We start from the raw sequence: 23,396 nt of genomic DNA, 5'->3' as shown, positions 1-23,396 counted from the left end.
CCCGTTCCCGGTCGGCGGGTCGCTGGGAGGGGAGCCCATCATAGCCAACATGTGCGTACCTATGCACGTATTGGCGGAGGCTCTCCGCGGGCCGGCCCCGGACGGCGGACCCTCAGTCGCCCTCAGTCGTGCGGGGGCAGGGAGTCGAGCTGGTGGTCCGCCACGTTCAGCGCCTCGTCCACCAGCCGCCGCAGATGCCCGTGGCGCAGGGCGTACACGACGCGCCGCCCGTCCTTGCGGGCGGTGACCAGGCCGGCGAGTCGGAGCTTCGCGAGGTGCTGGCTGACGGAGGGCCGGGCCGCGCCGCACGCCTCGGTGAGGGTGGTGACGTCCGCCTCCCCCCTGCCGAGCTCGTCGAGCAGCGCCAGCCGGGTGCGGTCGGAGAGCAGGGCCAGCACCGACGCGGCGGTCTCCAGCCGGGCACCCTGCCGCTGCGCATCCCGCGCACCTGCCAGGTGCATGCCCTCACTCATGCGCACATCGTACGGGCGCGGGCGCCGATGCCTCCGAACGGAGGCGGGCCGGCCACCTCTTCGAGGGAACCGGGCGGCCCGGGCCGGGGCTCGCGGCCGTCGGCTGCCGAAGGAACGGAGGTCGGCCCCGCTCGGGGCCGTGCGGTGCTCCGGCTCCGCTGTGTCGTTGCGAGGAGATGTCACATGTTGCGTATGTGGAAGAGCGCGGGTCTTGCCCTGGCGGCCGGTCTCGTGGTCATCGGCAGTGCGTCCGTGGCCTCGGCCGACTCCCACGCCGAGGGCTATGCGGTGGGCTCGCCGGGCGTCCTGTCGGGCAACCTGATCCAGGTCCCGATCCACGCGCCGATCAACATCTGCGGCAACACCGTCAACGTGATCGGCCTGCTCAACCCGGCCGCGGCCAACACCTGCGTCAACGTCTGACGCCCACCGTCACCACTCGGCTCGCCCCGGCCCGCGCCATGGCCGGGGCGAGCCGCACGCGTTGATCAGGAGAGGGTGCGGACGCGCTGGTCGCGCAGGTCGTAGCGGGCGGCGACCACGGCGAGTTGGCCCGAGGCCACCTTCGCGGCGATGTCGGGCTCGGCCGCCAGCTTGTTGCGCACGTTCCGTACGTTCGCGTTGATCGTGGCGTCGATGCGCGCGGCCCCGGTCTGGCTGTGGTCGATGGACGGCCGTATCTGATCGGCCAGGTACTGGATGTGCGCCGGGAGCCGCTCGCCCGTCTCGTCGGCGTGGACGGCCGCGGCGACGGCCCCGCAGGACTGGTGGGCCAGGACCATGATCAGGGGTATGTGCAGTTCCAGGACGCCGTACGCGATGCTCCCGAGCACCGCTTCGTCCAGTACCTCGCCCGCCGACCGCACGGTCAGCAGGTCGCCCAGCCCCTGGTCGAAGACCAGCTCCGGCGGCACCCGGGAATCGACGCAGCCGAGCACGATCGCGAACGGCTGCTGGCCGTCGACGAGCCGGCGCCGCAAGTACGCGGACTCGTGCGGGTGTTCCTGGCGCAGCGTGCGCCACCGCTCGTTGCCCGCCGCGAGCCGGCGCAGCGCCTGCGCGGGGGTGGTGATCCGCTCGGTGCTCTCGGCCTCCCGCGAGGCGGCGGAGGCGGCGGAGGCGGGGGAAGCCGTACCGAAGGCCAGGCCCGCACCGGCGACCGCCGTGCCCGCCATGGCGGTGCGCAGCAGGGTGCGGCGGCTGGGGGCGGAGGCGGGGGCGGGCGTGGCGACAGGTCGTATGTTCGAAGACATGGCGGGACCGTAACCCGCTTTTTACCGAGTTCAGTTGATCTACCGGCCACAATGGCGCAAACCGTTCGCTGTGGGCCGGATGAGGTCGGGATCCTCTCAGCATGTGGTCCCGGCGGCGGCGCGGGACCGCCAAGTCATGCCGCGAGAAGGGGCGTTGACCGCACCGGTTCGCCGCCCACCTCCGCTGCCGCGGCGCACCAGACCGCCTGCACGGACTTGCCGACGCCATGGGGCCGCACGGTCAGCGAGGTGGTCAGCTGCTCGGCGATGCCCCACCCGAAGCCGCCGCCGTTGTCGGGGTCTCCCGCCCGCGGAACGGGGCGGGCGCTGCTGTGGTCGTACACCTCGACGACGAGTGAACCGGACGGGCAGCTCATCCGCAGCCGCCACCGGCCGTCGTCGGTGTGCCGCACCGCGTTCCCGAGCAGCTCGCTGACGACGAGCAGCACGTCGTCGGCATCGACCCACGGGCACCTGGCCCGCAGGTACAGGGCGGCGGCGCGGCGGGCTCGTGCGGTGTCCGCACGGGAGGAGTCGAGGACGAGCACGGGTGCAGCTCCTGTCCGGCGAGGAATCGGTTGAAATCGGAAACCGGCCCCCTGGATCAGCTTCCCACCCCCCACCCCTGCCGCCCATCGGCATTTCGGCCGACCCGCACCCGCCCGCTCGGCCGATTCGGCAGCTCCTCCACAGGGCGTGACCCGGGCGTTCGCCCGATCTCACGGTGCTGCGGGGCTCCGGGCTCGCCGCCGGCCGGTTCACCCTGCCCCAACGAGAGACGGCGAGCGTCGCCGTCCGGCCGCGGCGGACGGCCGAACCGGGAGGTCAAGGGCCCGGTTCGGCCGGTGGCGGGGTGGCGGTTCCGTGCCCGTGGGGGCTACTTGAGGGCCGCGAAGGCCTTCGTGAAGGCCAGGGGCTGCTGGAGGATCGAGCTGCACGTGGCGTCCGCGTACGACACCGCGCCCGACGCGCACTGCTTGTCGCGGGTCGCGGACCACATGGCCAGGCGGCCGATGCCCTTCGACGCGGCGAAGTCCACCAGCTGCGTCGCGTCCGCGACGGTGAAGACCTCGCTCGCGACGTCGTTCACCCCGATCATCGGGGTGACGGCCACGGCCTTCCACGCGGCCGCCTCCGACAGACCGAGGACGCCCTTGAGCTGCGCCTGCGTCGCGGTCGCGGCCTGGATGGCGTACTGGCCCATGTCGCCGCCGTACGCCGGCCCGTAGTCCATCGCCATGATGTTCACGGCGTCGACGCGTACACCGTTCTTCTTCGCGTCGGCCAGCAGCGCCACACCCGGCTGGGTCAGGCCCTCGGGCATCACCGGGAGGGTGAATGCCACGTCCAGGCCCGGGTGGGACTTCTGCAGGCGGGCGATGGCCTGGGCGCGGCGGGCGTTGGCCGCCGTGTCCGGCAGGGCCGCGCCCTCGATGTCGAAGTCGACCTTCGTGAGCCGGTACTGGTCGACGACCTTCCCGTACGCGGCGGCCAGTTCGTCCACGGTGCCGCAGTTCAGGGCCAGTTCGTGCCCGGCGGCCCCGCCGAAGGAGACCCGTACGTCGCCGCCCTTCGCGCGCAGCGCGCCGATCTGGGAGGCCACCCGGTCGCTCGCGAGGTCGGTGACCCCGCCCCACAGCGGTGCGCAGCCGCCGCCGGAGGTGATGAAGGCGAGGTGGAACTCCTTCACGCCCGTTTTCGCCGCCGTGTCAAGGAGGTCGTACGAGGGGTAGAGCGAGGTATCCACGTACGGGGCGAAGCGTGCTCCGGTTCCGGGGGCTCCGCCGCCGGTGGTGGGCGGAGGGGTGGTGGGCGCCGTGGGGGAGGGGGCCGCGGTCTTCGTCGGCGCGGAGGACGTGGTCGGCGCGGGCGCGGTGGGTGCCGAGGTGGCGGTGGGGCGGGCGGTGGGGCGTCCGCTGGGCTGGGCCGTCGCGCCCTGGTCCACCGAGCACTTCAGGCCGTTGATCAGGCAGCGGGTCGGGTCGCCCGGGGCGCCGGCGCCGCCGCTCGCGACGAAGCCGACGGTGACCGAGGCGCCCGCCGCCAGTTCCCGGTTCCAGCTCGCGGGCTTCACGGTGACGCGCCGTCCCTCGACCGTGTGGGTGCCGTTCCAGAGGGAGTCGATCTTCGTGCCGGCCGGCAGGTCGAACTGGAGCGTCCAATCCGTCTGCGTCTGACCGGTGTTGTTGGTGATGACGTACTGGCCGGTGTAACCGCCGCTCCACGAGCTGGACTTCGTGTACACGGCGCCGACGGAACTGGCCTGCGCGGTTCCGGTGAACGCGAACGCCGCGCCGCCGATCACCGCCGCCGTGAGCACGGCTCCCGTGATCCTCGCCGTACGACTCGTCCTGCGCCGGTGCCCGATTGTGCTGCCCATCGCGTGCCTGCCTTCGTGTTACCGGGGAGTTGGGGATGCGGCAGCACGCTAGCCGCCCCGAAACGGACATTCGTTCGTTTGGGGGCGGCGCCTTCGAGGCTTAGGTTCCGCTTAAGGCAGGCATAGGGAGGGGCTCAGGTGGCGCATGCCGGACGGCACGGGGAGAGCGGCGGAGCGGCTGCGCCGCGCCCGTGGAAGTCCTCCTGGGTCCACCGGGTGTTGGCGTGTGTGGCTCCCCGTTCGGCTCCCCGACCCCTCGCCGCGATCCGTTGCTGCCCGACCCTCACCCCATCACCCATCCGGCCCAAGCTGCGACGCTTCCCCGCAACCACCCGGCGCTGTCGGTGTCCAAGGCCGGCACGGTTCGAAGGTGTGACCTCGCGTCGACTACAGGGCCGCACTGTGATGCTCATCGGCAGCAACGCGATCTACCCGATCCGCTATGCCAAGAAAGACGTGCCGGTCACCGAGGCACGACTGCGGAAGGCCGTCGGCTTCCGGGCCGACCTGATCCGCCGCCATGGCCCGGAACCGATGCAGCAGGCATTCGACCTCGGCATGGACGAGCTCGATGAAGAACACGTGCACCCGGATGTGGCCCTCCTGCCACCCGACCTCCGCCTGATCACCGTGGCGTATGCCTGCTCCATGGAACGGGGCGTGATGCGGATCGAATGGGGCTCAGCCGAGCTGCGCCGCGAGGACCGCTACCGCTACCTCATCCGGCACCGTCACGAGCCGCTCCTGCCTCCGGCCACCCCTCGGGCCGCGTAGCCGACATGAGCCACGCTGCGTAGCCCCGCACATGACTCCACATACGGCCTGAGGGGGAGCGAAGGCCGCTCGTACCGGCACATCGACCACGACCACAACCGCTGCGCTCCCCGGGGATGGACATGCGGCGAGTGCGTTCGAGGACTGCTGTGCATCGCATGCAACGTGCGCGGAGTCGCATGGTACGAGCAGTTGCCGAGCAACCGGCAAGACCGGCAGCGAATGAACGACCACCTGGCCCGGGGGCTGTCCGGCGGATCCTGCCGCGGTCGCCGTACCCAAGGTGGACGAGGCAGTACTCCACGGGTCCCGTTCATAAATCATTCGACTGCCTCTCCGACCTGCGAGAAACTCCCCGCGATGACGCAACGAACCGATACGCCTCCCACCTGGGACGAGCGCACGCAGCTGATCACCTTCCTGGACTACGCCCGTGACACGGCGCGAGCCAAGTGCGAGGGCGTGTCCGCGGAAGACGCCCGCAGAGCCCCGCTTCCGAACTCACCGCTGATGACCCTGTGCGGGCTGATCAGCCATCTACGGTGGGTCGAGTACCACTGGGTCCAAGTGATGTTCCTGGGGGAGGAACCCGCAGGTCCGCTCACGCAGGCGAGCGACGACGACCCCGACCCCGAGATGCGGACAGCGGTCGACATCCCATTGCCCCAGCTGCTCGGCGAATACGACGAGCAGAGCGACCGCTACCGTCGCCTGCTATCCGACCACGGTCTGGACTCAAGGGCCAAGCGTCCTATCAGCGACGGCCGCCACGTGGACCTCCGCTGGGTGATCCTCCACCTCATCGAAGAGGTCTCCCGACACAACGGGCATCTCGACATCGTGCGAGAGCTCGTCGACGGACGGACCGGTGTCTAGCCCCTTCGGCCAACCACGGATCGGTTCTGTCTGGGCCCGGCGCTACCCGGGTTACCCACAGCACAACTTCGACTTCCGTGTGACGGGAGTGTTCACCAGAGACGGTGTCACCTACGTCGAGGTCGAGGAGCTTGAGAGCGGCTCACCCCGCAGGGGGCTGCTTGAGTACATGCTCGATTACGCGGAGCCTGTCAGCAGCGAAGACCTCCATCGTGTGGCGAAGGCCGAGCAATCCCCCTGATCAGCCTTGAGCTTGTCTGCCGGCGACCATTGTTCTCCGCTGCTCCCGGCCGAACGGGCACGGGAAGGGCGCGACTGACCGCTGATCTGTTGCTGTCAGAGCCGGGGGATACGGTGCAGCCACGACTGAGCGTTGCGCTTTGGGGAGGAACCTTGGGAGCCAAGACCGGTCTGCTCGTGTATGCCGACGGCGATGTGCCGGGCCTGCTGCGCCAGGTGGGTGCGGCGGACTTGGAGCCGACGTCCCTCATGATGCGCCGCCTGTATCCGGGCTGTGAGATCGAAGAGGGTGAGCGTTCGGTCCTGGGGGACGGTGTCCATCCCCCCGACGGAACGACCTATGCGGCTAGCTGGTCGGGTGTGGAGATCGTCTGCGATCGGCGCGTGATGATCGATTTGCCGTCACGGCTTCCCGAGCACCTTGTGGCGGCGAGTGCCGGCCGACGGTTGGTCCTGCACGCCATGCACAGTGTCGTCGACTGGCTGGCATTCGCCGTATGGGAGGACGGACAGCTCATCCGGTCCCTGAGTCTGTCGCCGGACAGCGGGATCATGGAGAACATCGGGGAACCGCTCCCCTTTGAACTTCCCTACTGGGCTGGGGACCGTCCGGCGGACGTCATTCCTTGGCCGGGTGAGGAAGAGGAACCGTACGCCTTGCCCTTCCACCCTCTGGAGCTCGGCGAAGACGCCCTGCGCGCGCTCTGCGGCTTCATTCAGGAGGGGTATCCAGAACCCGACGACGTTGACGCGGACAACATCGAACTCCACGGCTTCCGTGTACGGGACCCTCAGGATCCCCACCCCGCCGAAAAGGAAGCGGCACGACGGAGGGCCATCGAAGCGATGGGGCCGCCACGGATCTACACAATGGGCCCTGACGGCTTGCTGGTCGAGCGGGACAGCCCCTGACACCCGCGGGAGTTTCCTGGTGGACGTCTGAACGACGCGCTCTTCATCCACAGCGAGACCGGTACCGAGCAACGCGACCACACCGGCCGGCGCCACATCGCGGCATCAACTGCTCCCCGCCCGCCCATTTCCGGTGGTGCGGTCGCCTCAGGCATTCGTCATCAGTGACGACAGGGGTACGGCGACCGGCCCAACTTGGCCCCGGCCGGTGCGCCCGTGGGGACTCGACGGCCCGGAGCGCACCGGGGTCCGCCCGGACCGGTCAGATCTTGCTCCACGCCTCGGTGAGGCAGTGGCGCATGATCTGCTCGATCTCGTCGAAGGTTCCCTGGTCCGCGATCAGCGGCGGCGAGAACTGGACGACCGGGTCGCCGCGGTCGTCCGCCCGGCAGTAAAGCCCGTTCTCGTAGAGCGCCTTGGACAGGTACCCGTAGAGCACGCGCTCGCACTGCTCGTCGGTGAACGTGGTCTTGCTCGCCTTGTCCGTCACGAGCTCGACACCGAAGAAGTACCCGTTGCCGCGGACGTCGCCGACGATCGGCAGGTCGTGCAGCTTCTCCAGCGTCTTGCGGAAGTTCGCCTCGTTGTCCAGGACGTGCTGGTTGAGGCCCTCGCGCTCGAAGATGTCGAGGTTGGTCAGCGCGACCGCCGCCGAGACCGGGTGGCCGCCGAAGGTGTAGCCGTGCGGGAAGACGGCCTCGCCCTTGTAGAACGGCTCCGCGATCCGGTCGGAGATGATCGTCGCACCGATGGGGGAGTAGCCGGAGGACATGCCCTTGGCGCAGGTGATCATGTCGGGGACGTAGCCGAACTTGTCGGCGCCGAACATGGTGCCGAGACGGCCGAATGAGCAGATGACCTCGTCGGAGACCAGCAGCACGTCGTGGCGGTCGCAGATCTCCCGGACCCGCTGGAAGTAGCCGGGCGGCGGGGTGAAGCAGCCGCCCGCGTTCTGCACCGGCTCGACGAACACGGCGGCGACGGTGTCGGCGCCCTCGTTGAGGATCGCGGTCTCGATCTCGTCCGCGGCCCAGCGGCCGAACACCTCGGGGTCCACCCGGCCGTTCGCGTCCGCCAGGAAGGACGGGGCGCGGTAGATGTTGGTGTTGGGGGCCTTGAACGTGCCCGGAACCAGCGGCTCGAACGGAATCCGGTAGTTCGGCAGGCCGGTGATCGACAGGGCGCCCTGCGGGGTGCCGTGGTAGGCGATCGCCCGGGATATGACCTTGTGCTTGGTCGGCTTGCCGGTCAGCTTGAAGTACTGCTTGGCCAGCTTCCAGGCGGTCTCGACGGCCTCGCCGCCGCCGGTCGAGAAGAACACCTTGTTCAGGTCGCCCGGTGCGTAGTGCGCGAGGCGCTCGGCCAGCTCGACGGCCTTCGGGTGGGCGTAGCTCCACACCGGGAAGAAGGCCAGCTCCCGGGCCTGCTTGGCGGCGGCCTCGGCCAGTTCCTCGCGGCCGTGGCCTGCCTGGACGGTGAACAGGCCCGCGAGCCCGTCCAGGTACTTCTTGCCGTTGCTGTCGTAGATGTACGTGCCTTCACCGCGCACGATGGTCGGTACGGGGCTGTTCTCGTACGTGGACATCCGGGTGAAATGCATCCACAGATGGTCGTAGGCGGTCTTTGAATAGTCCGCAGTCATCGATACCTCGGCAGTAGGTCTTGGTCCGGGGCTTCAGGGGAGTAGCCCGCGGTGTATGCGCGGTATGCGCACCGAAAATCGTGCGTCGTCTTCTTTGAACGGACCGGTCGGTCGACAAGCGTTCCTCGTCGGCCCGCGGTGAATCCTGAGAACGGCCGACGGCTTTCTCCTCCGGGCAGCTGCTCGACGGCCCGTCGGTCGCCGTGCCCGGTGGAGGCGGCCGGTCCGTGCGGGTCGGCCATGAGAAGGATCATGCCCGGCCACTTGGTAACCGTCAAGGGATTCCGTTGAGTTGACCCTGTGTTACCTAGGGATTTCGTTGTTTGGGTTGCCGGTGGGTGCGGATCTCGACATGCTGGCGGGCCTTTAGAACTGCCTTGCGTGCAGCCGTCACACGCTGATGCTGCCGGTGGACCTGACGTTCTTGCGTACCTGGCCGGCCGTTTACCGTGCGGGATCCTTCACCAAGGCGGCCCATGAATGGGGAATCTTCCGGCCCGCCGTGACCGGGCACGTACGGAATCCGGAGAAGAATCCTGGGGCAGTCGCCATTCCTGCGGACACCACAAGGAGTGGTCCCGACCGATGTCGCCCGCGATCTCGTCCAGCAGGCGTCCAGGCCCCTCGACGGCCTGAAAGCGGTAATCGACCGCAGCCTTCGGTCCGAGGGAATCGGTGACCGTCCGCCGCGCCTCGCGGGGCCCGCGGGGATCATCTCGGCGCGGGTTCTCCCGGCGCCGGCGGACCCGCTGCGCGACGGGCTCTGGTCGAGGGTTGGGCTCGGCCTGGCGGAAGACCTGCTCGCGGGCCTCGGAGCGGGCGAACACGATCTGGTCATCTCCACGCCGAGGTCCCGCCGGCCGGGGGATCGCGTCGGCTCCGCTGATCGACTAGGAGTTCGCGCTGGTGGCCGGCGGCGCCTGGCGGAGGCGTCCGACTCCGCGGCCGGCCCGCGACCGGATCCGACCCCGCCGGCCTGCTTCCCGTACGAACGGCGACCGGTGCCGGCACCGGAGGACCTCGGCCACGGACGCCGGGTGCTGCGCGTCGCCGACTCGTGGCTCGTGGACGGGGGCCGGGTACGGGGTCTGCGCCTGCACGCGGAGCGGTTCACCGACTCGTGCGCCACCCGCCACGGCATCGGCGCGCGGTACCCTCCGCGTTCCTGGCGGCCGCCTGCGAGGCGCTCGCGCGCGAGGGCCGATGGTTCCCCCGCCTCGAATGCACGGCCGGGCCCGGACCGCAGGCCCCCTCCGCGGACGGCTCCGGATTCCGGTTGAGGCTCCGCGGCGCGCCGCCCGCCGCCGGACCGGTCGCGGACCTGGTCGCCGAGGGGCCCGACCCCCGTACGGATCCGACCGTCAAGGGACCGGCGCCGGCTGCAAGGAGCTGATCTCCGGACTCCGGACTCCGGGCGACCGTCCGGCCTGGCCCGGGAGCCCGCTCAGCCGTGCGTGGCGTCGATGACGCAGAACCGGTTCCCCTCGGGGTCGGCGAGCACCACGAAGTCGGGGTCCTCCGGGTAGGAGTCCCAGTCCACGTGCGAGGCCCCCAGCTCCACCAGCCGCTTCACCTCGGCCGCTTGCTCCGCCGCGTCCGCCGCGTACAGGTCGAGGTGGACGCGCGGCCGCTCCTGTACGGGCGTCACGCTCCGCCCGAGCGCCAGGTCCGGCCCGCCCCCGTCGGCGGGGACCAGGACGGTCCAGCGCTCGTCCACCTCGCCGTCGCGCGGTACGTACCCCAGCGCCCGGCCCCAGAATTCCACGGCGCGCCGCACGTCTTGGGCACCCATGACGATCGTTCCGATGCTCAGCATGATCCGATTCTGGCAAACGCTACGGACGCCGGGGCCGGTCGAGCCGCTCGATCGCCACCATCGCGGCGTCGTCGCCGAGGGTGCTGCCGACCACGTGGGCCAGCAGGTCGGCGCAGAGGTGGTCCAGGACGGCCTGGGGCGGGAGGCCGCTCCAGCCGGCCACGCGCTCGGTGAGGGGGTAGAAGTCCCCGGCCCGGTCGCGCGCCTCCAGCACGCCGTCCGTGTACAGGAGCAGGACGTCACCGGCCTCGAAGGCGAAGGTCTGCGCGGCGACCGGGCCGTCCACGAGCCCGGCGAGGCCCAGGGGCGGGGAGGGCCGGGCCACTTCGAGGGGAACGGCCCGGCCCTCGCGCAGCAGGAGCAGCGGCGGCGGATGGCCGCAGCTGACGAGGTGCAGTACCGGCTCGTCGTCCGGGATGTCCAGGACGGCCGCCGTGGTGAAGCCCTCGTCCTCGCCGGCCCTCGGACCCGCGCCCTCGTCCTCGTCGTCCAGGGCCGTGCTGTCGTACAGGTCCGGGGCGACCGCCCCTTCCAGGTAGTCCACGAGCCGCCGCAGATCGGCCTCCTGGTGCGCGGCCGCCCGGAAGGCGCCGAGGACCAGTGCGGCCTCCCCGACCGCGTCCAGGCCCTTGCCGCGCACGTCTCCGATGATCAGCCGCGTGCTCGTGGCCGTGCGGGCGGCGGCGTACAGGTCGCCGCCGATCCGGGCCTCCGCGGCGGCGGCCAGGTAGACGGAGGCGACGCGGAGCGGACCGATCCGGTCGCGCAGCGGCCGCAGGACCACCTGCTGGGCGGTCTCGGCCACCGAGCGCAGCTGCATCAGTTCCTTCTCGTGCTCCTCGCGCAGGTAGGCGAAGAGGGTCACGAACACCGAGATCATGATCAGGGCGATGGTCTGGAAGGTGTGGTTCAGGTCGGTGAGGGTGGTGCGCACCGCCGAGACCACCACCTGCGCGATCACGGCGAGCAGGCCGACGAACGCCGTTATCCGCGGGCCGCGGAACGACGCCGTCAGCGCGGGGGCGGCGACCAGGAACGGACCGAGGTGGACATCGGGCGGAGCCAGGATGTCGACCACGGTCACGGCGGCGATCAGCGCGAACGGAACCGCGAGCTGTGCGTGGCGCACGCGCTCGGACCGTTGCCGAGGCGTGCCCGGCGGTCGAAGATCCATCCCACCTGCATACACCGCCGGGCCCCGCGGATCCGCCACGCGAGGCCGTCGGGACCGCCCCTTGTCGCCCCGCGGGATCCCGGACGGCGCGCCCGGTGTCCCTTCTAGCGGCTGCGCGGCTTCCCGCGCTTGGGGGTCGACTTGGCACCCTTGGCGCCGCCGGCGCCGCCGCGCGGGTTCTTGCCGCCCGCCTTGCCGCCCGTCCTGCCGCCGGACTTCCCGGCCGCCGCGGGCTTCCGCTTCGCCGCCCCGCCCGCTTCGGCGCGCTTGGCCTTCGGCTGGGGCGGCGTCGGGCCGCCGCGACCGCGCGTGCTGTTGACCGTACGGCCGCGGACGATGCCGATGAACTCCTCGACCAGATCGGGCGTGGTGTCCTCCTGCCGCCACGACAGCGCGACCCGCGACTCGGGCGCGTCCGTGACGGGCCGGTACGTGAGGTCCTTGCGGTGGTGCAGGCGGGCCAGGGACTGCGGGACGACGAGTACGCCGATGCCCGCCGCCACCAGCTCGATCGCGTCCGCCGTCGTTTCCGGGCGCTCGAACGCGGGCCGGCCCGGCAGCTTCTCCCAGTCGAGGGTGTCGTCGAGGGGGTGCAGCACGATCTCGTCGGAGAGGTCCGCGGTGGTGATCTCCTCGACGGCCGCCACGAGGTGGTCCTTGGGGATCACGACCACGGTGGTCTCGGTGTAGAGGGGGATGGCGCTGAGATCCGTACGGTCGACCGGCAGCCGGACGAGACCCGCGTCGGCGTCGCCTCCGCGCAGCGCGCCGAACGACTCGGCAGGGGACACCTGGACGAGGGCCAGCGGGACGTCGGGCAGCCGCTCGTTCCAGATCCGTACCCACTTGGTGGGGGTCACGCCCGGTACATAGGCGAGACGGAACGAATGGGGTACTTCCGAGCCTGTCACCCCGCCAGGTTAACCGGTCGTGGTCGGAGGTAGCGCACACGCTCGATACCCTTGACACCATGACGTCGCACCAGAACACCCAGACGATGAAGCCCGCGACCGCGGCGAAGAAGCTGGGCGTGTACCTCGAGGCCACCCCCGCAGAGTTCCGGGAGGGTGTCGTCTCGCGCAGTGAATTGAGTGCGCTGCAGGCCGACCCGCCCCAGTGGCTTCAGGATCTGCGGCGCAACGGCCCGCACCCGCGCCCGGTGGTCGCGGCCAAGCTCGGCGTGTCCATCGCGGGCCTCGCCCGCGGCGGGGTCACCGAGCCCCTGACCACCGAGCAGATCGAGGAGCTGAAGCAGGAGTCTCCCGAGTGGCTGCAGCGCGAGCGCGCCACGCAGGCCGAGGTCCGCAAGGAAACGGTCCGCATCAAGGAGTTGCACGCCGAGAAGGCGGCGAAGGCCGCGCAGAAGGACGACAAGGCCGACGGTTCGCGCTCCTGACCGGCTGACCTCGCCGACCCCTCACGTCAGGCCCGGCTTCCCCACGGGGAAGCCGGGCCTGACGGCTTCCACCCCTCGCGCCGGCATTACCCCACAGGTAATCGATCTTCCTCGGGCCGCCCGGCAGGGTTGGTTCCACCCGGTCCGGGCGAGGGCGCGGACACACGGGCGACCAGGGGAGAGTGCCGGAATGACGGCTGTGCGGCAGACGCAGGGGCAGGCGCGGACGGAGCGGACGCGTGGCGTGAAGGGCCGTGGCGGTCGCCTCACGGCGGCGGTAGCCGTGGTCGCCGCAGGACTGTCCCTCGGTACGGTGACGGCCGCCGCCGACCCGACGTGGGACGCCGCGCGTTCGCGGCAGAGCGCCTGTGCGGAGGTCCGGGACAAGGTCGAGCGCCTGGAAGGCCGGATCACCCCGAACGCCTGCGCGTTCATCAAGCGGCAGATCGCCTTCGGCGAGATCCCCACCGGAACCCCGCCGCAGCCGGGCGAGCCGACCCACCCGAGGGTCCAGGCCTACCTCGACATATTCGACGAGGACGCGACCCTCTGGGAGGCCGGCGGCCCCGTGCAGCGCGGCCGCACGGCGATCGGCACCTCGATCACCCGCTCGCTCGCACTCGCCCCCGACCTCCGGTACACGGGAACCGACGTGGTGGCCGACGGCGCGGTGATGATGTTCGGCCAGCGCAACGAGGTCACCGTCAAGGGCCACAAGGTGAGCTACCCCCAGATCGCCCGCAACGTGCTCTCCGACGACGGCAAGACCATCCAGGCCCGCCGCTACTACGACCGCTACGTACTCTTCGCGCCCATCGCCCCGGAGCTGCGCCCCCTCTTCGAAGGCGTCGCCGAGACCGATGCCAAGGCCGGCCCCGGGGACGCGGGCCGCCGGGCACCGGAGCGCTTCCGACCGGAGGAGATCGCGGCGCGGCTCGCGGCCTGGAACGGCGAGGACGTGTCGGCCCTGGCCGGCCGGATGGGCGGCGCCCGACTGACCGGTCCGGGCCTGGACCGCCCCCTGACCACCGAGGCGGGCAGGACGGCCTACCTCCAGAGGTTCTTCCGGCAGGCGGACGTCAAGCTGAAGTCGGGCCAGGTCGCCTTCGGGGAGGCCACCACCTACGTCGAGTGGCACGGCACGGTCAGCAGCGACAAGGGAGTCGACGTCCCCTTCGGCATCGTCGAGCGGTTCGGCCCCCGGGGCGAGTGGGAGCTCTACTTCGACACGCTCCCGCTGATCGCCGACAAGGACACGATCATCGGGCTCTACACGCGGCTCGGCCGGCCCTGAGCCCGCTCCGCTCCCCTCCGCGGCTCATCCCGGGCCTTCGCCGGCCTCCAGCCGGCGCAGGGCCCGGTCGAGGCGGGCCTGGCGGGTATCCGCCGCGAGGGCCTGGAGCAGCGGCAGGATCACCTGGTAGCGCCCGCTCCTGTCGAGCGCCTCGAACGCCCGCTTCGCCTCCGGACGGGCGTCGAGCCCCGCCGCGAGGTCGGGCGGTACGGCCGCCGTCCTCTGGGACTCGTAGGCCGCCGTCCACCGGCCGTCCGCCTGGGCCCTGCGCACCTCGGCCAGTCCCGGTTCGCGCATCCGCCCCGACGCCGTCAGCGCCGCGACCTTGTCGACGTTGACCCGCGACCACAGGCTCCGGGGCCGGCGCGGCACGTACTTCTGGAGGTAGTACCGCTCGTCGAGCGAGCGGCGCTGCCCGGAGATCCAGCCGTAGCACAGCCCGATGTCGACCAGTTCGCCGTCGGTGACCGTCGGGATGCCGGACTTCTTCTTCGCCACCTTGATCCACACGCCCTCGCGGCGCTCGTGGTGCACGGCGAGCCAGTTCTCGAACGCCTCGCCGTCCGGGAAGGCGATGATCTCCACTCCGTCAAGATCGTCCATCCGGTCAGGCTATAGCCGCAGAGGGCGTCGTACGCAGGGAAATGGCCACCGGAAACCGGCGAGCGCGGCCGGGTGCCACGGTGATACCCGATCCCCGTGGCGGCCCGTCCGCGCTCGCGACGCGTGCGGATCTCGTGGCCGCCGCCGCGGCAGCGCGTCGATCCGCGGAACCATCCGATCCGTACCCCTGTGACGGACCGGCGGCCCTCGTCCCGGTACGAGCCTAGGGGCGGCCCGCGAGCGGGTGTGTGCATCGCGCGCAGGGTCTGTTGATCATCCGCGCAAAGGGTTTGAGCGGTCCGTTCGGCCGAATCGGCCGGATCGGCCGAAGTGGCGGCCCGGCCGCGGGTGGGGTCCGCTGGAGGGGTGAGCCCTTTCCCCGACCGTGGCTGGTGGGCCGGACTCCCGCCCGCGGCGGGGGCCGCCGTCATGGCCACCGGCATCCTCTCCGTCGGCCTGCACCTGACCGGCCACGAGGCGCTGTCGCTCGCGGCGCTGGTCATCGCGGCCGCGCTGTGGCTCGTCCTGGCCGCCGACTTCACGGCCCGCCTGCTGGGCGACCGCCGGCGGTTCCGCGCGGAGGCCGACACCCCGGCCGCCCTCACCGCCGTGGCCGCCACCACCGTGCTCGGCACCCGGATCTCCCTGCTCGGCCTGCAGACCACCGCCGCGGCCCTGCTCGTCCTGGCCGCCGTACTGTGGCCGGGGCTGCTGCTGCACGTCCTGCGGCACTGGCACCGCCGTATGCCGGGCGCGGGGTTCCTCGTCTGCGTGGCCACCCAGGGGCTCGCCGTCCTGGCCGCGACCCTCGCCGCCGCGGGAGGCCTCGCATGGCTTGCCCAGGCCGCGCTCGCCCTCTTCCTCCTCGGGCTGCTGCTCTACGGGGCGGCCCTGCTCCGCTTCGACCTGCGCGAGGTGTCGAGCGGTGCGGGCGACCACTGGGTGGCGGGCGGGGCGCTGTCCATCTCCGCCCTCGCCGGCTCCAAACTCACCGCGTCGTCCGTGTGGACCGGCGCCGCGCACACGGCCCTGCGCACGGTCACCCTGATCCTGCTCGCGCTGTCCCTGGTCTGGTACGTGGTCCTCCTCGCCGCCGAACTGCGCCATCCCCGGCACCGCTACGACATCCGGCGCTGGTCCACCGTCTTCCCGCTCGGCATGACGGCCACCGCCTGCCTCTCCGTGGCGGAACCCGCGGGCATCGCATGGCTGTTCCCGCTGGGCGAGGTGCTCCTCTGGATCGCGGTCGGCGCCTGCGTCCTGACCTGCGTCGCCATGATCACCTCTCGCCGTCGACTCGAACATGTGAACGATCGAAGGTAGGGTTCGGGAATGGCATACACGTTTCAGGTGACCATCGATTCCGCCGATCCGCACACGCTGGCCGACTGGTGGGCCGACGCCCTCGGGTGGGAAGTGGAGCGGAGCGACGAGGAGTTCATCCGCGGCGTGGTCGCCGCGGGCCACGCGAGCATGGAGGACACCACCACCCACCGCGGCACCCTCGTCTGGAAGGCCGGAGCCGGGATCCGGCACCCGGAGGGGCTGGAGCGGGCGCCGCGGATGCTCTTCCAGTTCGTGCCCGAGGCCAAGACGGTCAAGAACCGGGTGCACCTCGACGTGCGTACCGGCGACGACGATCCGCAGGCCGTCGTGGAACGCCTCGTCGCCAAGGGCGCCAAGCGCCTCCACGAAGGCCGCCAGGGCCCCTCCGCGTGGACGACACTCACCGACCCCGAGGGCAACGAACTCTGCATCTCGCACTGACGGAGTCCTACGCTGGTGCCGTGAACGTCATCCTGTTCGGCGCGACCGGAATGATCGGCCGCGGCGTCCTGCGCGAGTGCCTGCGAGACGACTCCGTCGAGAAGGTGCTCGCCATCGGCCGCAGCCCGCTCGGCGTCAGCCACCCCAAGCTCCGCGAGCGCGTCCAGGACGATCCCTCGGACCTCGCCGCCGCCGGCGTCGACCCGGCCGGCTACGACGCCTGCTTCTTCTGCCTCGGCGTCTCCTCCGTCGGCCTGAAGGAAGAGGCGTACCGGCGGGTCACCTACGACCTGACGCTCGCCGTGGCCCGGCCGCTGGCCGCCGCCAACCCCGGGATGACCTTCGTCTACGTCTCGGGAGAGGGAACGGACGGCACCGAGCGCGGCCGGCTGATGTGGGCCCGGGTCAAGGGCAGGACCGAGAACGCCCTGATGGAACTGCCCTTCCGCGCCTACATGTTCCGCCCCGGCATCGTCCAGCCGGTGCGCGGGGTGCCCTCCAAGACCCGGCTCTACCGCACCCTGTACGCGGTCACCGCGCCGCTGATCCGGCTGCTCCGCCGGGTCGCGCCGAACCTCGTCAGCACCTCCGAGGAGGTGGGCCGCGCGATGATCGCCGTCGCCACGCCCGGTACCGAGGTCCCGGGGCACATCCTGAGGCCCGCCGACATCAACCGCCTGGGCGCGGGCGTGACCAGGCATAATTAAGTACCGGGCAGAACCTCCCGCGCGTCAGAATGACGCATCTCAAACCGGGAGGAACCCATGAGCCAGGAGACCCTGACTCTGCACGACCTGCTGCCCGCCCAGGCGCTCGACCACGCGATCGAGGCCAGCCACGTGACCCGCAAGACGCACCCCGAACTGCCGCTGTCCATCTACACCTACACGCGGACGGCGCAGTACGAACACGTCTGGAACCAGGTCACCACGCGCTGCCGCGGGCTCGTCGCCGACGACACCACCGGCGCGATCATCGCGCTGCCGCTGCCGAAGTTCTTCAACGTCGGCGAGCACGAGTCGGGGCGGCCCTACGCGCCCGCCCTGCCGGACGAGCCGTTCGAGGTGTACGACAAGGTCGACGGCAGCCTCGGCGTGGTCTTCCACTACGCGGGCCGCTGGCACGTCGCCTCCAAGGGATCCTTCATCAGCGCACAGGCCACCTGGGCCCAGCGCCGGCTCGACGGCAAGGACACCTCGGCGCTGCGCCCGGGGGTCACCTACCTCGCCGAGATCCTCTACCCGGGCAACCGCATCGTCGTCGACTACGGCGACCGGCGCGACCTCGTGCTCCTCGCCGCCTTCGGCACGGACGGAGTCGAGGTCCCGCTCGCGGAAGCCGCCGCCCACTGGGAGGGCATCGGCTCGATCGTCACGGTGTGGCCCGCCATGCCCCTCGACGAGCTGATGGCGCTGACCGCCTCCAACACCCTGCCCGGCGGCGCCGCGGCGACCGGCATCGACGCGGAGGGCTTCGTCCTGCGCTTCGCCTCCGGCGTACGGGCGAAGGCCAAGCTGTCCGAGTACGTCCGGCTCCACCGGGTGCTCACCAAGGTCACCGAGCGGGACATCTGGCGTGCCCACGGCATCCAGCGGTTCGCCGGCCTGCCCGTCAAGCAGCTCGCGCAGGGCCTCAATTGCACGGTCGCCGAGATCGAGGCCGCGGGCGGCAAGCCGCTCGACGCGCTGCTGGACCAGGTGCCCGACGAGTTCGACACCTGGGTGCGCGAGATGATCGCCCGCTTCGAGGACGAGGCGGGGCGCCGCGAGCGCGCGGTGGAGGAGGCGTACGCGGGACTCGCGCATCTGGCCGCGGACCGGGGCGCGTTCGCGCGCGCGGTGAAGGAGCTGCCCGACCGCGCGATCCGTGCCGCGATGTTCCTGCGCCTGGACGGCAAGCCGACGGACCTCGTGGTCTGGCGGCACGTCCGGCCCGAGGCTTCCGACCCCTTCACGAACGACGAGGAGAACTGACCCGTGTCCGAGGAGACACCCGCACCCGCCGACGTCACCGATGCCACCGGCGTCATCGACGCGGCGACCGAGACCGCGGCCGAGGAGGACCGACTGCCCGTCGTGCACGTCATGACCGGCCTCCCGGCCTCCGGCAAGACCACGGCCGCGCGCGCCCTTCAGGCCGAGGCGGGCGGGCGCATGCGCCGCGTCAACCTCGACGACCTGCGCAGCATGCTCGACCTGCCGGACCCGGAGCGCGGTCGCAGCTTCGCGCATGAGCAGACGGTGCTGGCGGTCCAGGACGCGGCCGTCCGCGCCGCGGTCGACGGCGGCTTCGACGTGGTCGTCGACAACACCCACCTGACCAAGCACATCCCCAAGCGGCTCAAGGCGGCGGTCGGCGGCCTCGCGACCTTCGTCGTGCACGACTTCACCGACGTCCCGCTGGAGGAGTGCCTGCGCCGGGACGCCGGCCGGGAACGCCAGGTCGGCGAGGAGATCATCCGCATCCTCGCCGAGAAGCACGAGAAGGCCCGCAAGGGCGGCTGGCGGCTGACCTCGGAGTGGATGAACGGCGGTTCCGGCGGCGGCGCCGTGCCCCCGGTGACCGAGTACGTCCCCGATCCGGCACTGCCCGCCGCAGTGATGTGCGACATCGACGGCACTCTCGCGCTGACCGGCGACCGGGGCCCGTACGACTTCACGCGATGCGAGCTCGACCTGCTCAACGAGTCCGTCCGGCACGCCCTCGAGGCCTTCCGGCGGGCCGACGGCGACACGATCGTGCTGCTGTCCGGGCGGAGCGAGGAGTTCCGGCCGCAGACCGAGCGCTGGCTGGCGCGGCACGAAGTCCCGTACGACGAGCTGTGGATGCGCGCGGCCGGTGACCAGCGCCGCGACGACGTGGTGAAGTCGGAGCTCTTCGACGCGCACGTGCGCCACCGGTACGCGGTACGCGTGTCACTCGACGACCGGGACCGGGTGGTCGCGGTCTGGCGCCGGATGGGCCTGCCCACCTGGCAGGTCAACTACGGCGACTTCTAGGGCCGGGGCGCGGACGCATGAGCGTGCTGATCGTGGACGCCGCGAACGTCGTCGGCTCGGTGCCGGACGGCTGGTGGCGGGACCGGCGGGGCGCCGCCGAGCGGCTGCGCGACCGGCTGGCCGCGCGCGACGCCGGCGAGGAGATCGTCCTCGTCGTCGAAGGCGCGGCCCGGGGTGTCGAGTCCGTACCCGGGGTACGGGTGGACCCGGCACCCGGCAGCGGCGACGACCGGATCGTCGAGCTGGTGGCGGCCTACGCGGACCGCGACTGCGTGGTGGTCACGGCCGACCGCGAACTGCGGGAGAGGGTGCGGGCGTACGGCGCGCGGTGCGTGGGACCGCGCGCCGTACGCCCGCCGGACTGACCGGAGCGGGCGGACGGCTCAGCGGCAGTACTCCACCCGGCCGTGGTTCTCGACGTAGCGGGCGGAGACCCAGCGCTCCTTCTCGTACGCCTTGCGGGCGTCCGGGCGGGTGCCGTTCTCCGGCTTGCCGTTCTGCCAGTCGCCGTGCTCCTTGCCGCCCTTCTCGGGCTTGCCGTTCTGCCAGTCGCCGTTCTCGGAGTTCCCGTTCTCGGAGTCGCCGTGCTCCCACTTGTCGTCGCGCTCCGCCAGGCGGTACCAGATGTTGTTCCCGTCGACGCTCTCGCCGCGCTTCTTGCACTTGATGTCGACCTTGCTGTGCGGGCGTACCTCGCCGACGGCCCGCGAGTGGGTGCTGGGCTTGCTCCGGACCTTCAGCGGGCCCTTGGAGACGACCTTGCCGGTGGTGTGGCCCGCGGCGCGGAACCCGCCGTCCTCCGCGACCGCGGTGCCCGCACCGACCAGACCGAGCACCAGGCTCCCGGCGGTGAGGGCGAGGATGGTCCTGGTGGACTTCAGCATGAGCCGGCTCCTCTGTGAAGACTTCCGCCCGGCCGCCGAGCGCGGCACGGGGCGGCAACCGGGCGGTTGCCACGGACGACTATGGCCAGGACGGAGCCGGGCCTTCGGGTGGCGCACCGTCGGTTAGCCCGATATGCCCAATACGCGGAATCGGCGTGCGTGGCCGTGCCCGCCCCCGAACGGGCACGGCCACGCAGGGGCCCCGAGGGGAAGGGCCGGTGCCGGCCGGTGAACCGGCTCGGCCCAACGTACGGGCCCGCCGGCCACGGCCGCGCCCATCCGCGGGTTGACATCCGCCTACCACCAAGGGTGGCGACCCTGTACAACGAGGGGTGTACACAAGGGGGGTTGACGTGCACCTGGCCACACACCCGGCCGCGGTCCGGCTCCGCGCCGTGCTGCCCGTGGTCAGCGAGGTCGTGTACGCCCTCGGCTCGCTGTGGATCTCCACCACGATGCTCCACAACTGGCCTGATCCGAACGGCTATTGGCGGGACACCGACGCGCTCGCCTACGCCCTGCTGGCCGCCGTCTACCTGCCGCTGGCCCTGCGACGCCGATTCCCGGTCCCGATCCTCGCCGGTACGGCCCTCTGCGTCGGCACCTATTTCACGCTCGGCTACTACCACGTCGTGGCCGTCTGCGGCATGCTCCTCGCCCTCTACACGGTGGCCTCCCTGTGTCCGCGCCGGGTCTCGGTCCGGTGCGCCGCCGGGAGCCTGGCCGTGCTCCTGTGGGGCACCCGGCTGGCGGAGCCGGGCATCGGCGCGCTCAGCGTGGGCTTCGTGACGGTGTCCACCATCGTGTGCTGGGTCGCCGGCGACGGCGCCCGGCGGCTGCGCGAACTCACCCGCCGGCTGCGCCTGGAACAGGAGGAGAAGGCCCGCCGGGCCGTCATGGAGGAGCGCATCCAGATCGCCCGCGAACTGCACGACGTCATCGCGCACCACGTCTCGGTGATCGCCGTCCAGACCGGGCTCGCCGCGTACGTGTTCTCCTCCGACCCGCCGACCGCCCGCCGGGCCCTGGACACGGTGGGGGACAGCGCCCGCGAGGCACTGGCCGAGATGCGCCGGATGCTGCTGGTGCTCCGCGAGGAGGGCCCGGGGCCCGAGTCCGGCCCGCAGGGAGCGGACGGCGGGGTACAGGGGCTCGGACGGCTGGACGAGCTGGTCAAACGGGTGGGGGAGGCCGGGGTGCCCGTGGACGTACGCGTCACGGGAACGGCGTACGAGCTCCCGCCCGGCATCGACCTGTGCGCGTACCGCGTGGTCCAGGAGGCCCTCACCAACGTGATCAAGCACGCTCCGCGGGCGCGGACCACCGTCCGGGTCCACTACGGCGAGGACGAGGTGCACGTACGGGTCAAGGACACCGGAAGCGGCCGGACGCCGGACCCGGTCCCGGCCGGCCCCGGCACGAGCACGGGCCAGGGCTTGATCGGCATGCGCGAGCGGGCGACGATCTACCACGGCACGGTGACCGCCGGGCCCGCGCCCGAGGGCGGTTTCGAAGTCAGTCTGCGGGTCCCCGTACCCCGAGCAGCAGGGGAGGACGCGGATGCCGTCCGTACTCGTCGTCGATGACCACTTCCTGATCCGGTCCGGACTGACCGCGCTGCTGACCGCGGCGCCCGGCTACGAGGTCGCCGGCGAGGCCGAGGACGGCGAGGAGGCCGTCCGGCTCGCCGCCGAGACCCGACCCGACGTCGTCCTCATGGACATCCGGATGCCCGGCACCGACGGCATCGCCGCCACCGAACGGATCGTGGCGGGCGGACGCGATGCGTCCGCCGACGGCGGGCCCAAGGTGCTCGTACTCACCACCTTCGACTCCGACGAGTACGTCCTGCGCGCGCTCCGCGTCGGCGCCGGCGGCTTCCTGGTCAAGGACACCCCGCCCGACCGGCTGCTCGCCGCCATCTCCACCGTGCACGCCGGCGAGATGCTGTTCAGCCCCCGCGCGCTGCGCGGGCTGATCGACACCTACGCCACCCCCGCCCGGACCCACACCTCCCACCCCGGTCTGGACACCCTGACCCCGCGCGAGCGCGAGGTGCTCGGCCTGGTCGGAGCGGGGCTCTCCAACACCGACATCGCCCAGCGGCTCTTCCTCAGCGCCGCCACCGTCAAGACGCACGTCCACCGCTGCATGAGCAAGCTGGCGCTGGCCAGCCGCGCCCAGGCCGTGGTCCTGGCCCACGAGTTCGGCATGGTCACCCGGACCGGCTGACCCGGAACCGCGGGCGGGCCCTGCGGATGCGGGCGGCGGCGGGCAGGGCGAGAGTGGGTGCCATGGGAATCGAAGACTACGGCGGCGGTCCCGGGGCGCACGAGACCGGCATCCTCGTCGTGACCACCAACGACGTCCCCGGATACCGGGTCGAGCAGGTCATCGGCGAGATCTTCGGCCTCACCGTGCGCTCCCGCCACCTGGGCAGCCAGATCGGCGCAGGCCTGAAGTCGATGATCGGCGGCGAGCTGAAGGGACTCACCAAGACCCTCGTGGAGACGCGCAACCAGGCCATGCAACGGCTCATCGAACAGGCGAAGGCGCGAGGCGCGAACGCCGTGCTGATGATGCGGTTCGACGTCACCGAGGCGGCCGACGTCGGGACCGAGGTGTGCGCGTACGGGACGGCCGTGGTCCTGGTCCCCGCCTCCACCTGACCGTCACCGGTTTCCCGGAGGCCCGATGCGACCTCCCAGGCGGAGCCCGGTTCTTTCAGCCTCGCCGGCGTTTGAGGCGCGGGGTCCGGGGCGGAGCCCTAGGTGTTCTGTCCCGGGAGGTTGTGGACGGGTGATGCAGGTCTCGACTGAGGGATCTTGAAATGGGTGAGGGCCTTCTGGCTCGGTGTGGATTGCGACATCTGCACCGGCGACCAGAAAGGCCCTCGTGCCCCACCGTAATGCA

At 71.4% G+C, this 23,396-nt stretch carries 25 protein-coding genes; 15 read left to right on the top strand and 10 right to left on the bottom strand.

The genetic code is table 11. The annotated features are described in order from the left end of the window. Positions 1–122 precede the first annotated feature (122 nt). On the bottom strand, positions 123–473 hold the full coding sequence (locus ACIQ5Y_RS12585; RefSeq protein ID WP_376658645.1) for an ArsR/SmtB family transcription factor: 351 nt from the start codon (positions 471–473) through the stop codon (positions 123–125). Positions 474–656: 183 nt separating this feature from the next. On the opposite strand from ACIQ5Y_RS12585, the gene ACIQ5Y_RS12580 reads away from it, so the two are divergent. Continuing rightward, on the top strand, positions 657–896 hold the full coding sequence (locus ACIQ5Y_RS12580) for a chaplin (protein WP_403878869.1): 240 nt from the start codon (positions 657–659) through the stop codon (positions 894–896). Positions 897–961: 65 nt separating this feature from the next. Here the strand turns inward: ACIQ5Y_RS12580 and ACIQ5Y_RS12575 are convergent, their stop codons facing one another. The 3 genes from ACIQ5Y_RS12575 to ACIQ5Y_RS12565 all read right to left on the bottom strand — a co-directional run bounded on the left by ACIQ5Y_RS12575 (position 962) and on the right by ACIQ5Y_RS12565 (position 4,106). After that, positions 962–1,726: a carbonic anhydrase gene (locus ACIQ5Y_RS12575; protein WP_403878866.1), complete on the bottom strand. Its 765-nt coding sequence runs from the start codon at positions 1,724–1,726 to the stop codon at positions 962–964. Positions 1,727–1,860: 134 nt separating this feature from the next. After that, positions 1,861–2,274, bottom strand: a complete 414-nt coding sequence (locus ACIQ5Y_RS12570; RefSeq protein ID WP_403878863.1) for an ATP-binding protein — start codon at positions 2,272–2,274, stop codon at positions 1,861–1,863. A 329-nt stretch (positions 2,275–2,603) separates the two neighbouring features. After that, entirely contained in the window at positions 2,604–4,106 is a 1,503-nt protein-coding gene (locus tag ACIQ5Y_RS12565) for a cellulose binding domain-containing protein (protein ID WP_403878860.1), read from the bottom strand. Between the two features lie 405 nt (positions 4,107–4,511). Here ACIQ5Y_RS12565 and ACIQ5Y_RS12560 point away from each other — a divergent pair, with 405 nt between their 5' ends. From ACIQ5Y_RS12560 to ACIQ5Y_RS12550, 3 genes are all read left to right on the top strand, one after another. Next, a complete protein-coding gene (locus ACIQ5Y_RS12560; RefSeq protein WP_403878857.1) occupies positions 4,512–4,880 on the top strand; it encodes a hypothetical protein in 369 nt (122 codons plus the stop codon). A gap of 360 nt (positions 4,881–5,240) precedes the next feature. After that, positions 5,241–5,756 (top strand): DinB family protein, encoded by a 516-nt coding sequence (locus ACIQ5Y_RS12555; protein ID WP_403878854.1) that lies wholly within the window; start codon positions 5,241–5,243, stop codon positions 5,754–5,756. Between the two features lie 393 nt (positions 5,757–6,149). After that, positions 6,150–6,908, top strand: coding sequence for a DUF6928 family protein (locus tag ACIQ5Y_RS12550; RefSeq protein WP_403878851.1), 759 nt, complete (start codon positions 6,150–6,152; stop codon positions 6,906–6,908). Positions 6,909–7,170: 262 nt separating this feature from the next. On the opposite strand, the gene ACIQ5Y_RS12545 is transcribed toward ACIQ5Y_RS12550, so the two are convergent. From ACIQ5Y_RS12545 to ACIQ5Y_RS12530, 4 genes are all read right to left on the bottom strand, one after another. Further along, complete coding sequence (locus ACIQ5Y_RS12545; RefSeq protein WP_403878848.1) at positions 7,171–8,550, bottom strand: aspartate aminotransferase family protein; 1,380 nt, start codon at positions 8,548–8,550, stop codon at positions 7,171–7,173. A 1,444-nt stretch (positions 8,551–9,994) separates the two neighbouring features. Next, complete coding sequence (locus ACIQ5Y_RS12540; protein ID WP_403878846.1) at positions 9,995–10,366, bottom strand: VOC family protein; 372 nt, start codon at positions 10,364–10,366, stop codon at positions 9,995–9,997. A 19-nt stretch (positions 10,367–10,385) separates the two neighbouring features. Beyond that, entirely contained in the window at positions 10,386–11,540 is a 1,155-nt protein-coding gene (locus tag ACIQ5Y_RS12535; protein WP_403878843.1) for a PP2C family protein-serine/threonine phosphatase, read from the bottom strand. A 104-nt stretch (positions 11,541–11,644) separates the two neighbouring features. Then, on the bottom strand, positions 11,645–12,451 hold the full coding sequence (locus ACIQ5Y_RS12530; protein WP_403878840.1) for a LysR family substrate-binding domain-containing protein: 807 nt from the start codon (positions 12,449–12,451) through the stop codon (positions 11,645–11,647). A 59-nt stretch (positions 12,452–12,510) separates the two neighbouring features. Between ACIQ5Y_RS12530 and ACIQ5Y_RS12525 the strand changes: the two genes are divergently transcribed. Both ACIQ5Y_RS12525 and ACIQ5Y_RS12520 read left to right on the top strand, forming a co-directional pair. Next, entirely contained in the window at positions 12,511–12,936 is a 426-nt protein-coding gene (locus ACIQ5Y_RS12525) for a DUF5997 family protein (protein WP_403878837.1), read from the top strand. A 190-nt stretch (positions 12,937–13,126) separates the two neighbouring features. Continuing rightward, entirely contained in the window at positions 13,127–14,230 is a 1,104-nt protein-coding gene (locus ACIQ5Y_RS12520) for a hypothetical protein (protein WP_403878834.1), read from the top strand. Between the two features lie 24 nt (positions 14,231–14,254). On the opposite strand, the gene ACIQ5Y_RS12515 is transcribed toward ACIQ5Y_RS12520, so the two are convergent. Then, positions 14,255–14,833 (bottom strand): YdeI family protein, encoded by a 579-nt coding sequence (locus ACIQ5Y_RS12515; protein WP_403878831.1) that lies wholly within the window; start codon positions 14,831–14,833, stop codon positions 14,255–14,257. A gap of 366 nt (positions 14,834–15,199) precedes the next feature. On the opposite strand from ACIQ5Y_RS12515, the gene ACIQ5Y_RS12510 reads away from it, so the two are divergent. Genes ACIQ5Y_RS12510 through ACIQ5Y_RS12485 form a run of 6 tightly spaced genes read left to right on the top strand, consistent with a single transcriptional unit; the run spans position 15,200 to position 19,964 of the window. Further along, positions 15,200–16,156 (top strand): hypothetical protein, encoded by a 957-nt coding sequence (locus tag ACIQ5Y_RS12510; RefSeq protein ID WP_403878829.1) that lies wholly within the window; start codon positions 15,200–15,202, stop codon positions 16,154–16,156. 9 nt (positions 16,157–16,165) lie between these two features. Beyond that, on the top strand, positions 16,166–16,600 hold the full coding sequence (locus tag ACIQ5Y_RS12505) for a VOC family protein (RefSeq protein ID WP_403878826.1): 435 nt from the start codon (positions 16,166–16,168) through the stop codon (positions 16,598–16,600). Between the two features lie 20 nt (positions 16,601–16,620). Next, positions 16,621–17,307, top strand: a complete 687-nt coding sequence (locus tag ACIQ5Y_RS12500; RefSeq protein ID WP_403878823.1) for an epimerase — start codon at positions 16,621–16,623, stop codon at positions 17,305–17,307. A 57-nt stretch (positions 17,308–17,364) separates the two neighbouring features. Then, positions 17,365–18,573, top strand: coding sequence for an RNA ligase (locus ACIQ5Y_RS12495; RefSeq protein WP_403878820.1), 1,209 nt, complete (start codon positions 17,365–17,367; stop codon positions 18,571–18,573). A 3-nt stretch (positions 18,574–18,576) separates the two neighbouring features. Continuing rightward, positions 18,577–19,599, top strand: coding sequence for an AAA family ATPase (locus ACIQ5Y_RS12490; RefSeq protein ID WP_403878817.1), 1,023 nt, complete (start codon positions 18,577–18,579; stop codon positions 19,597–19,599). A gap of 17 nt (positions 19,600–19,616) precedes the next feature. Then, the gene (locus ACIQ5Y_RS12485) at positions 19,617–19,964 is read left to right on the top strand and encodes an NTP pyrophosphohydrolase (RefSeq protein ID WP_403878814.1); all 348 of its coding nucleotides are present in this window, start codon (positions 19,617–19,619) and stop codon (positions 19,962–19,964) included. An 18-nt stretch (positions 19,965–19,982) separates the two neighbouring features. Here ACIQ5Y_RS12485 and ACIQ5Y_RS12480 read toward each other — a convergent pair whose 3' ends face one another. Continuing rightward, entirely contained in the window at positions 19,983–20,483 is a 501-nt protein-coding gene (locus ACIQ5Y_RS12480; RefSeq protein ID WP_403878811.1) for a hypothetical protein, read from the bottom strand. Between the two features lie 353 nt (positions 20,484–20,836). On the opposite strand from ACIQ5Y_RS12480, the gene ACIQ5Y_RS12475 reads away from it, so the two are divergent. From ACIQ5Y_RS12475 to ACIQ5Y_RS12465, 3 genes are all read left to right on the top strand, one after another. Then, complete coding sequence (locus ACIQ5Y_RS12475) at positions 20,837–22,069, top strand: sensor histidine kinase (protein ID WP_403878808.1); 1,233 nt, start codon at positions 20,837–20,839, stop codon at positions 22,067–22,069. Next, positions 22,044–22,715 (top strand): response regulator, encoded by a 672-nt coding sequence (locus ACIQ5Y_RS12470; RefSeq protein ID WP_403878805.1) that lies wholly within the window; start codon positions 22,044–22,046, stop codon positions 22,713–22,715. The genes ACIQ5Y_RS12475 and ACIQ5Y_RS12470 overlap by 26 nt, the downstream gene beginning before the upstream one ends. Before the next feature lie 62 nt (positions 22,716–22,777). After that, positions 22,778–23,152, top strand: a complete 375-nt coding sequence (locus ACIQ5Y_RS12465; RefSeq protein WP_403878802.1) for a YbjQ family protein — start codon at positions 22,778–22,780, stop codon at positions 23,150–23,152. The last annotated feature ends 244 nt before the right edge of the window (positions 23,153–23,396 follow it).

It is taken from the genome of Streptomyces sp. NPDC096339 (assembly GCF_044762985.1).
Classification (GTDB): Bacteria; Actinomycetota; Actinomycetes; order Streptomycetales; family Streptomycetaceae; genus Streptomyces.
The sequence above is the reverse complement of the archived record's forward strand: the minus strand, read 5'-3'. Positions and strand labels throughout refer to the sequence as shown.

Coding starts and splice junctions, on each gene's coding strand:
- ACIQ5Y_RS12470 (WP_403878805.1), top strand. CDS start 22,044: ATGCCGTCCGTACTCGTCGTCGATGACCACTTCCTGATCCGGTCCGGA.
- ACIQ5Y_RS12495 (WP_403878820.1), top strand. CDS start 17,365: ATGAGCCAGGAGACCCTGACTCTGCACGACCTGCTGCCCGCCCAGGCG.
- ACIQ5Y_RS12480 (WP_403878811.1), bottom strand. CDS start 20,483: ATGCTGAAGTCCACCAGGACCATCCTCGCCCTCACCGCCGGGAGCCTG.
- ACIQ5Y_RS12580 (WP_403878869.1), top strand. CDS start 657: ATGTTGCGTATGTGGAAGAGCGCGGGTCTTGCCCTGGCGGCCGGTCTC.
- ACIQ5Y_RS12505 (WP_403878826.1), top strand. CDS start 16,166: ATGGCATACACGTTTCAGGTGACCATCGATTCCGCCGATCCGCACACG.
- ACIQ5Y_RS12545 (WP_403878848.1), bottom strand. CDS start 8,550: ATGACTGCGGACTATTCAAAGACCGCCTACGACCATCTGTGGATGCAT.
- ACIQ5Y_RS12465 (WP_403878802.1), top strand. CDS start 22,778: ATGGGAATCGAAGACTACGGCGGCGGTCCCGGGGCGCACGAGACCGGC.
- ACIQ5Y_RS12525 (WP_403878837.1), top strand. CDS start 12,511: ATGACGTCGCACCAGAACACCCAGACGATGAAGCCCGCGACCGCGGCG.
- ACIQ5Y_RS12555 (WP_403878854.1), top strand. CDS start 5,241: ATGACGCAACGAACCGATACGCCTCCCACCTGGGACGAGCGCACGCAG.
- ACIQ5Y_RS12585 (WP_376658645.1), bottom strand. CDS start 473: ATGAGTGAGGGCATGCACCTGGCAGGTGCGCGGGATGCGCAGCGGCAG.
- ACIQ5Y_RS12515 (WP_403878831.1), bottom strand. CDS start 14,833: ATGGACGATCTTGACGGAGTGGAGATCATCGCCTTCCCGGACGGCGAG.
- ACIQ5Y_RS12520 (WP_403878834.1), top strand. CDS start 13,127: ATGACGGCTGTGCGGCAGACGCAGGGGCAGGCGCGGACGGAGCGGACG.
- ACIQ5Y_RS12535 (WP_403878843.1), bottom strand. CDS start 11,540: ATGGATCTTCGACCGCCGGGCACGCCTCGGCAACGGTCCGAGCGCGTG.
- ACIQ5Y_RS12560 (WP_403878857.1), top strand. CDS start 4,512: ATGCTCATCGGCAGCAACGCGATCTACCCGATCCGCTATGCCAAGAAA.
- ACIQ5Y_RS12575 (WP_403878866.1), bottom strand. CDS start 1,726: ATGTCTTCGAACATACGACCTGTCGCCACGCCCGCCCCCGCCTCCGCC.
- ACIQ5Y_RS12565 (WP_403878860.1), bottom strand. CDS start 4,106: ATGGGCAGCACAATCGGGCACCGGCGCAGGACGAGTCGTACGGCGAGG.
- ACIQ5Y_RS12540 (WP_403878846.1), bottom strand. CDS start 10,366: ATGCTGAGCATCGGAACGATCGTCATGGGTGCCCAAGACGTGCGGCGC.
- ACIQ5Y_RS12485 (WP_403878814.1), top strand. CDS start 19,617: ATGAGCGTGCTGATCGTGGACGCCGCGAACGTCGTCGGCTCGGTGCCG.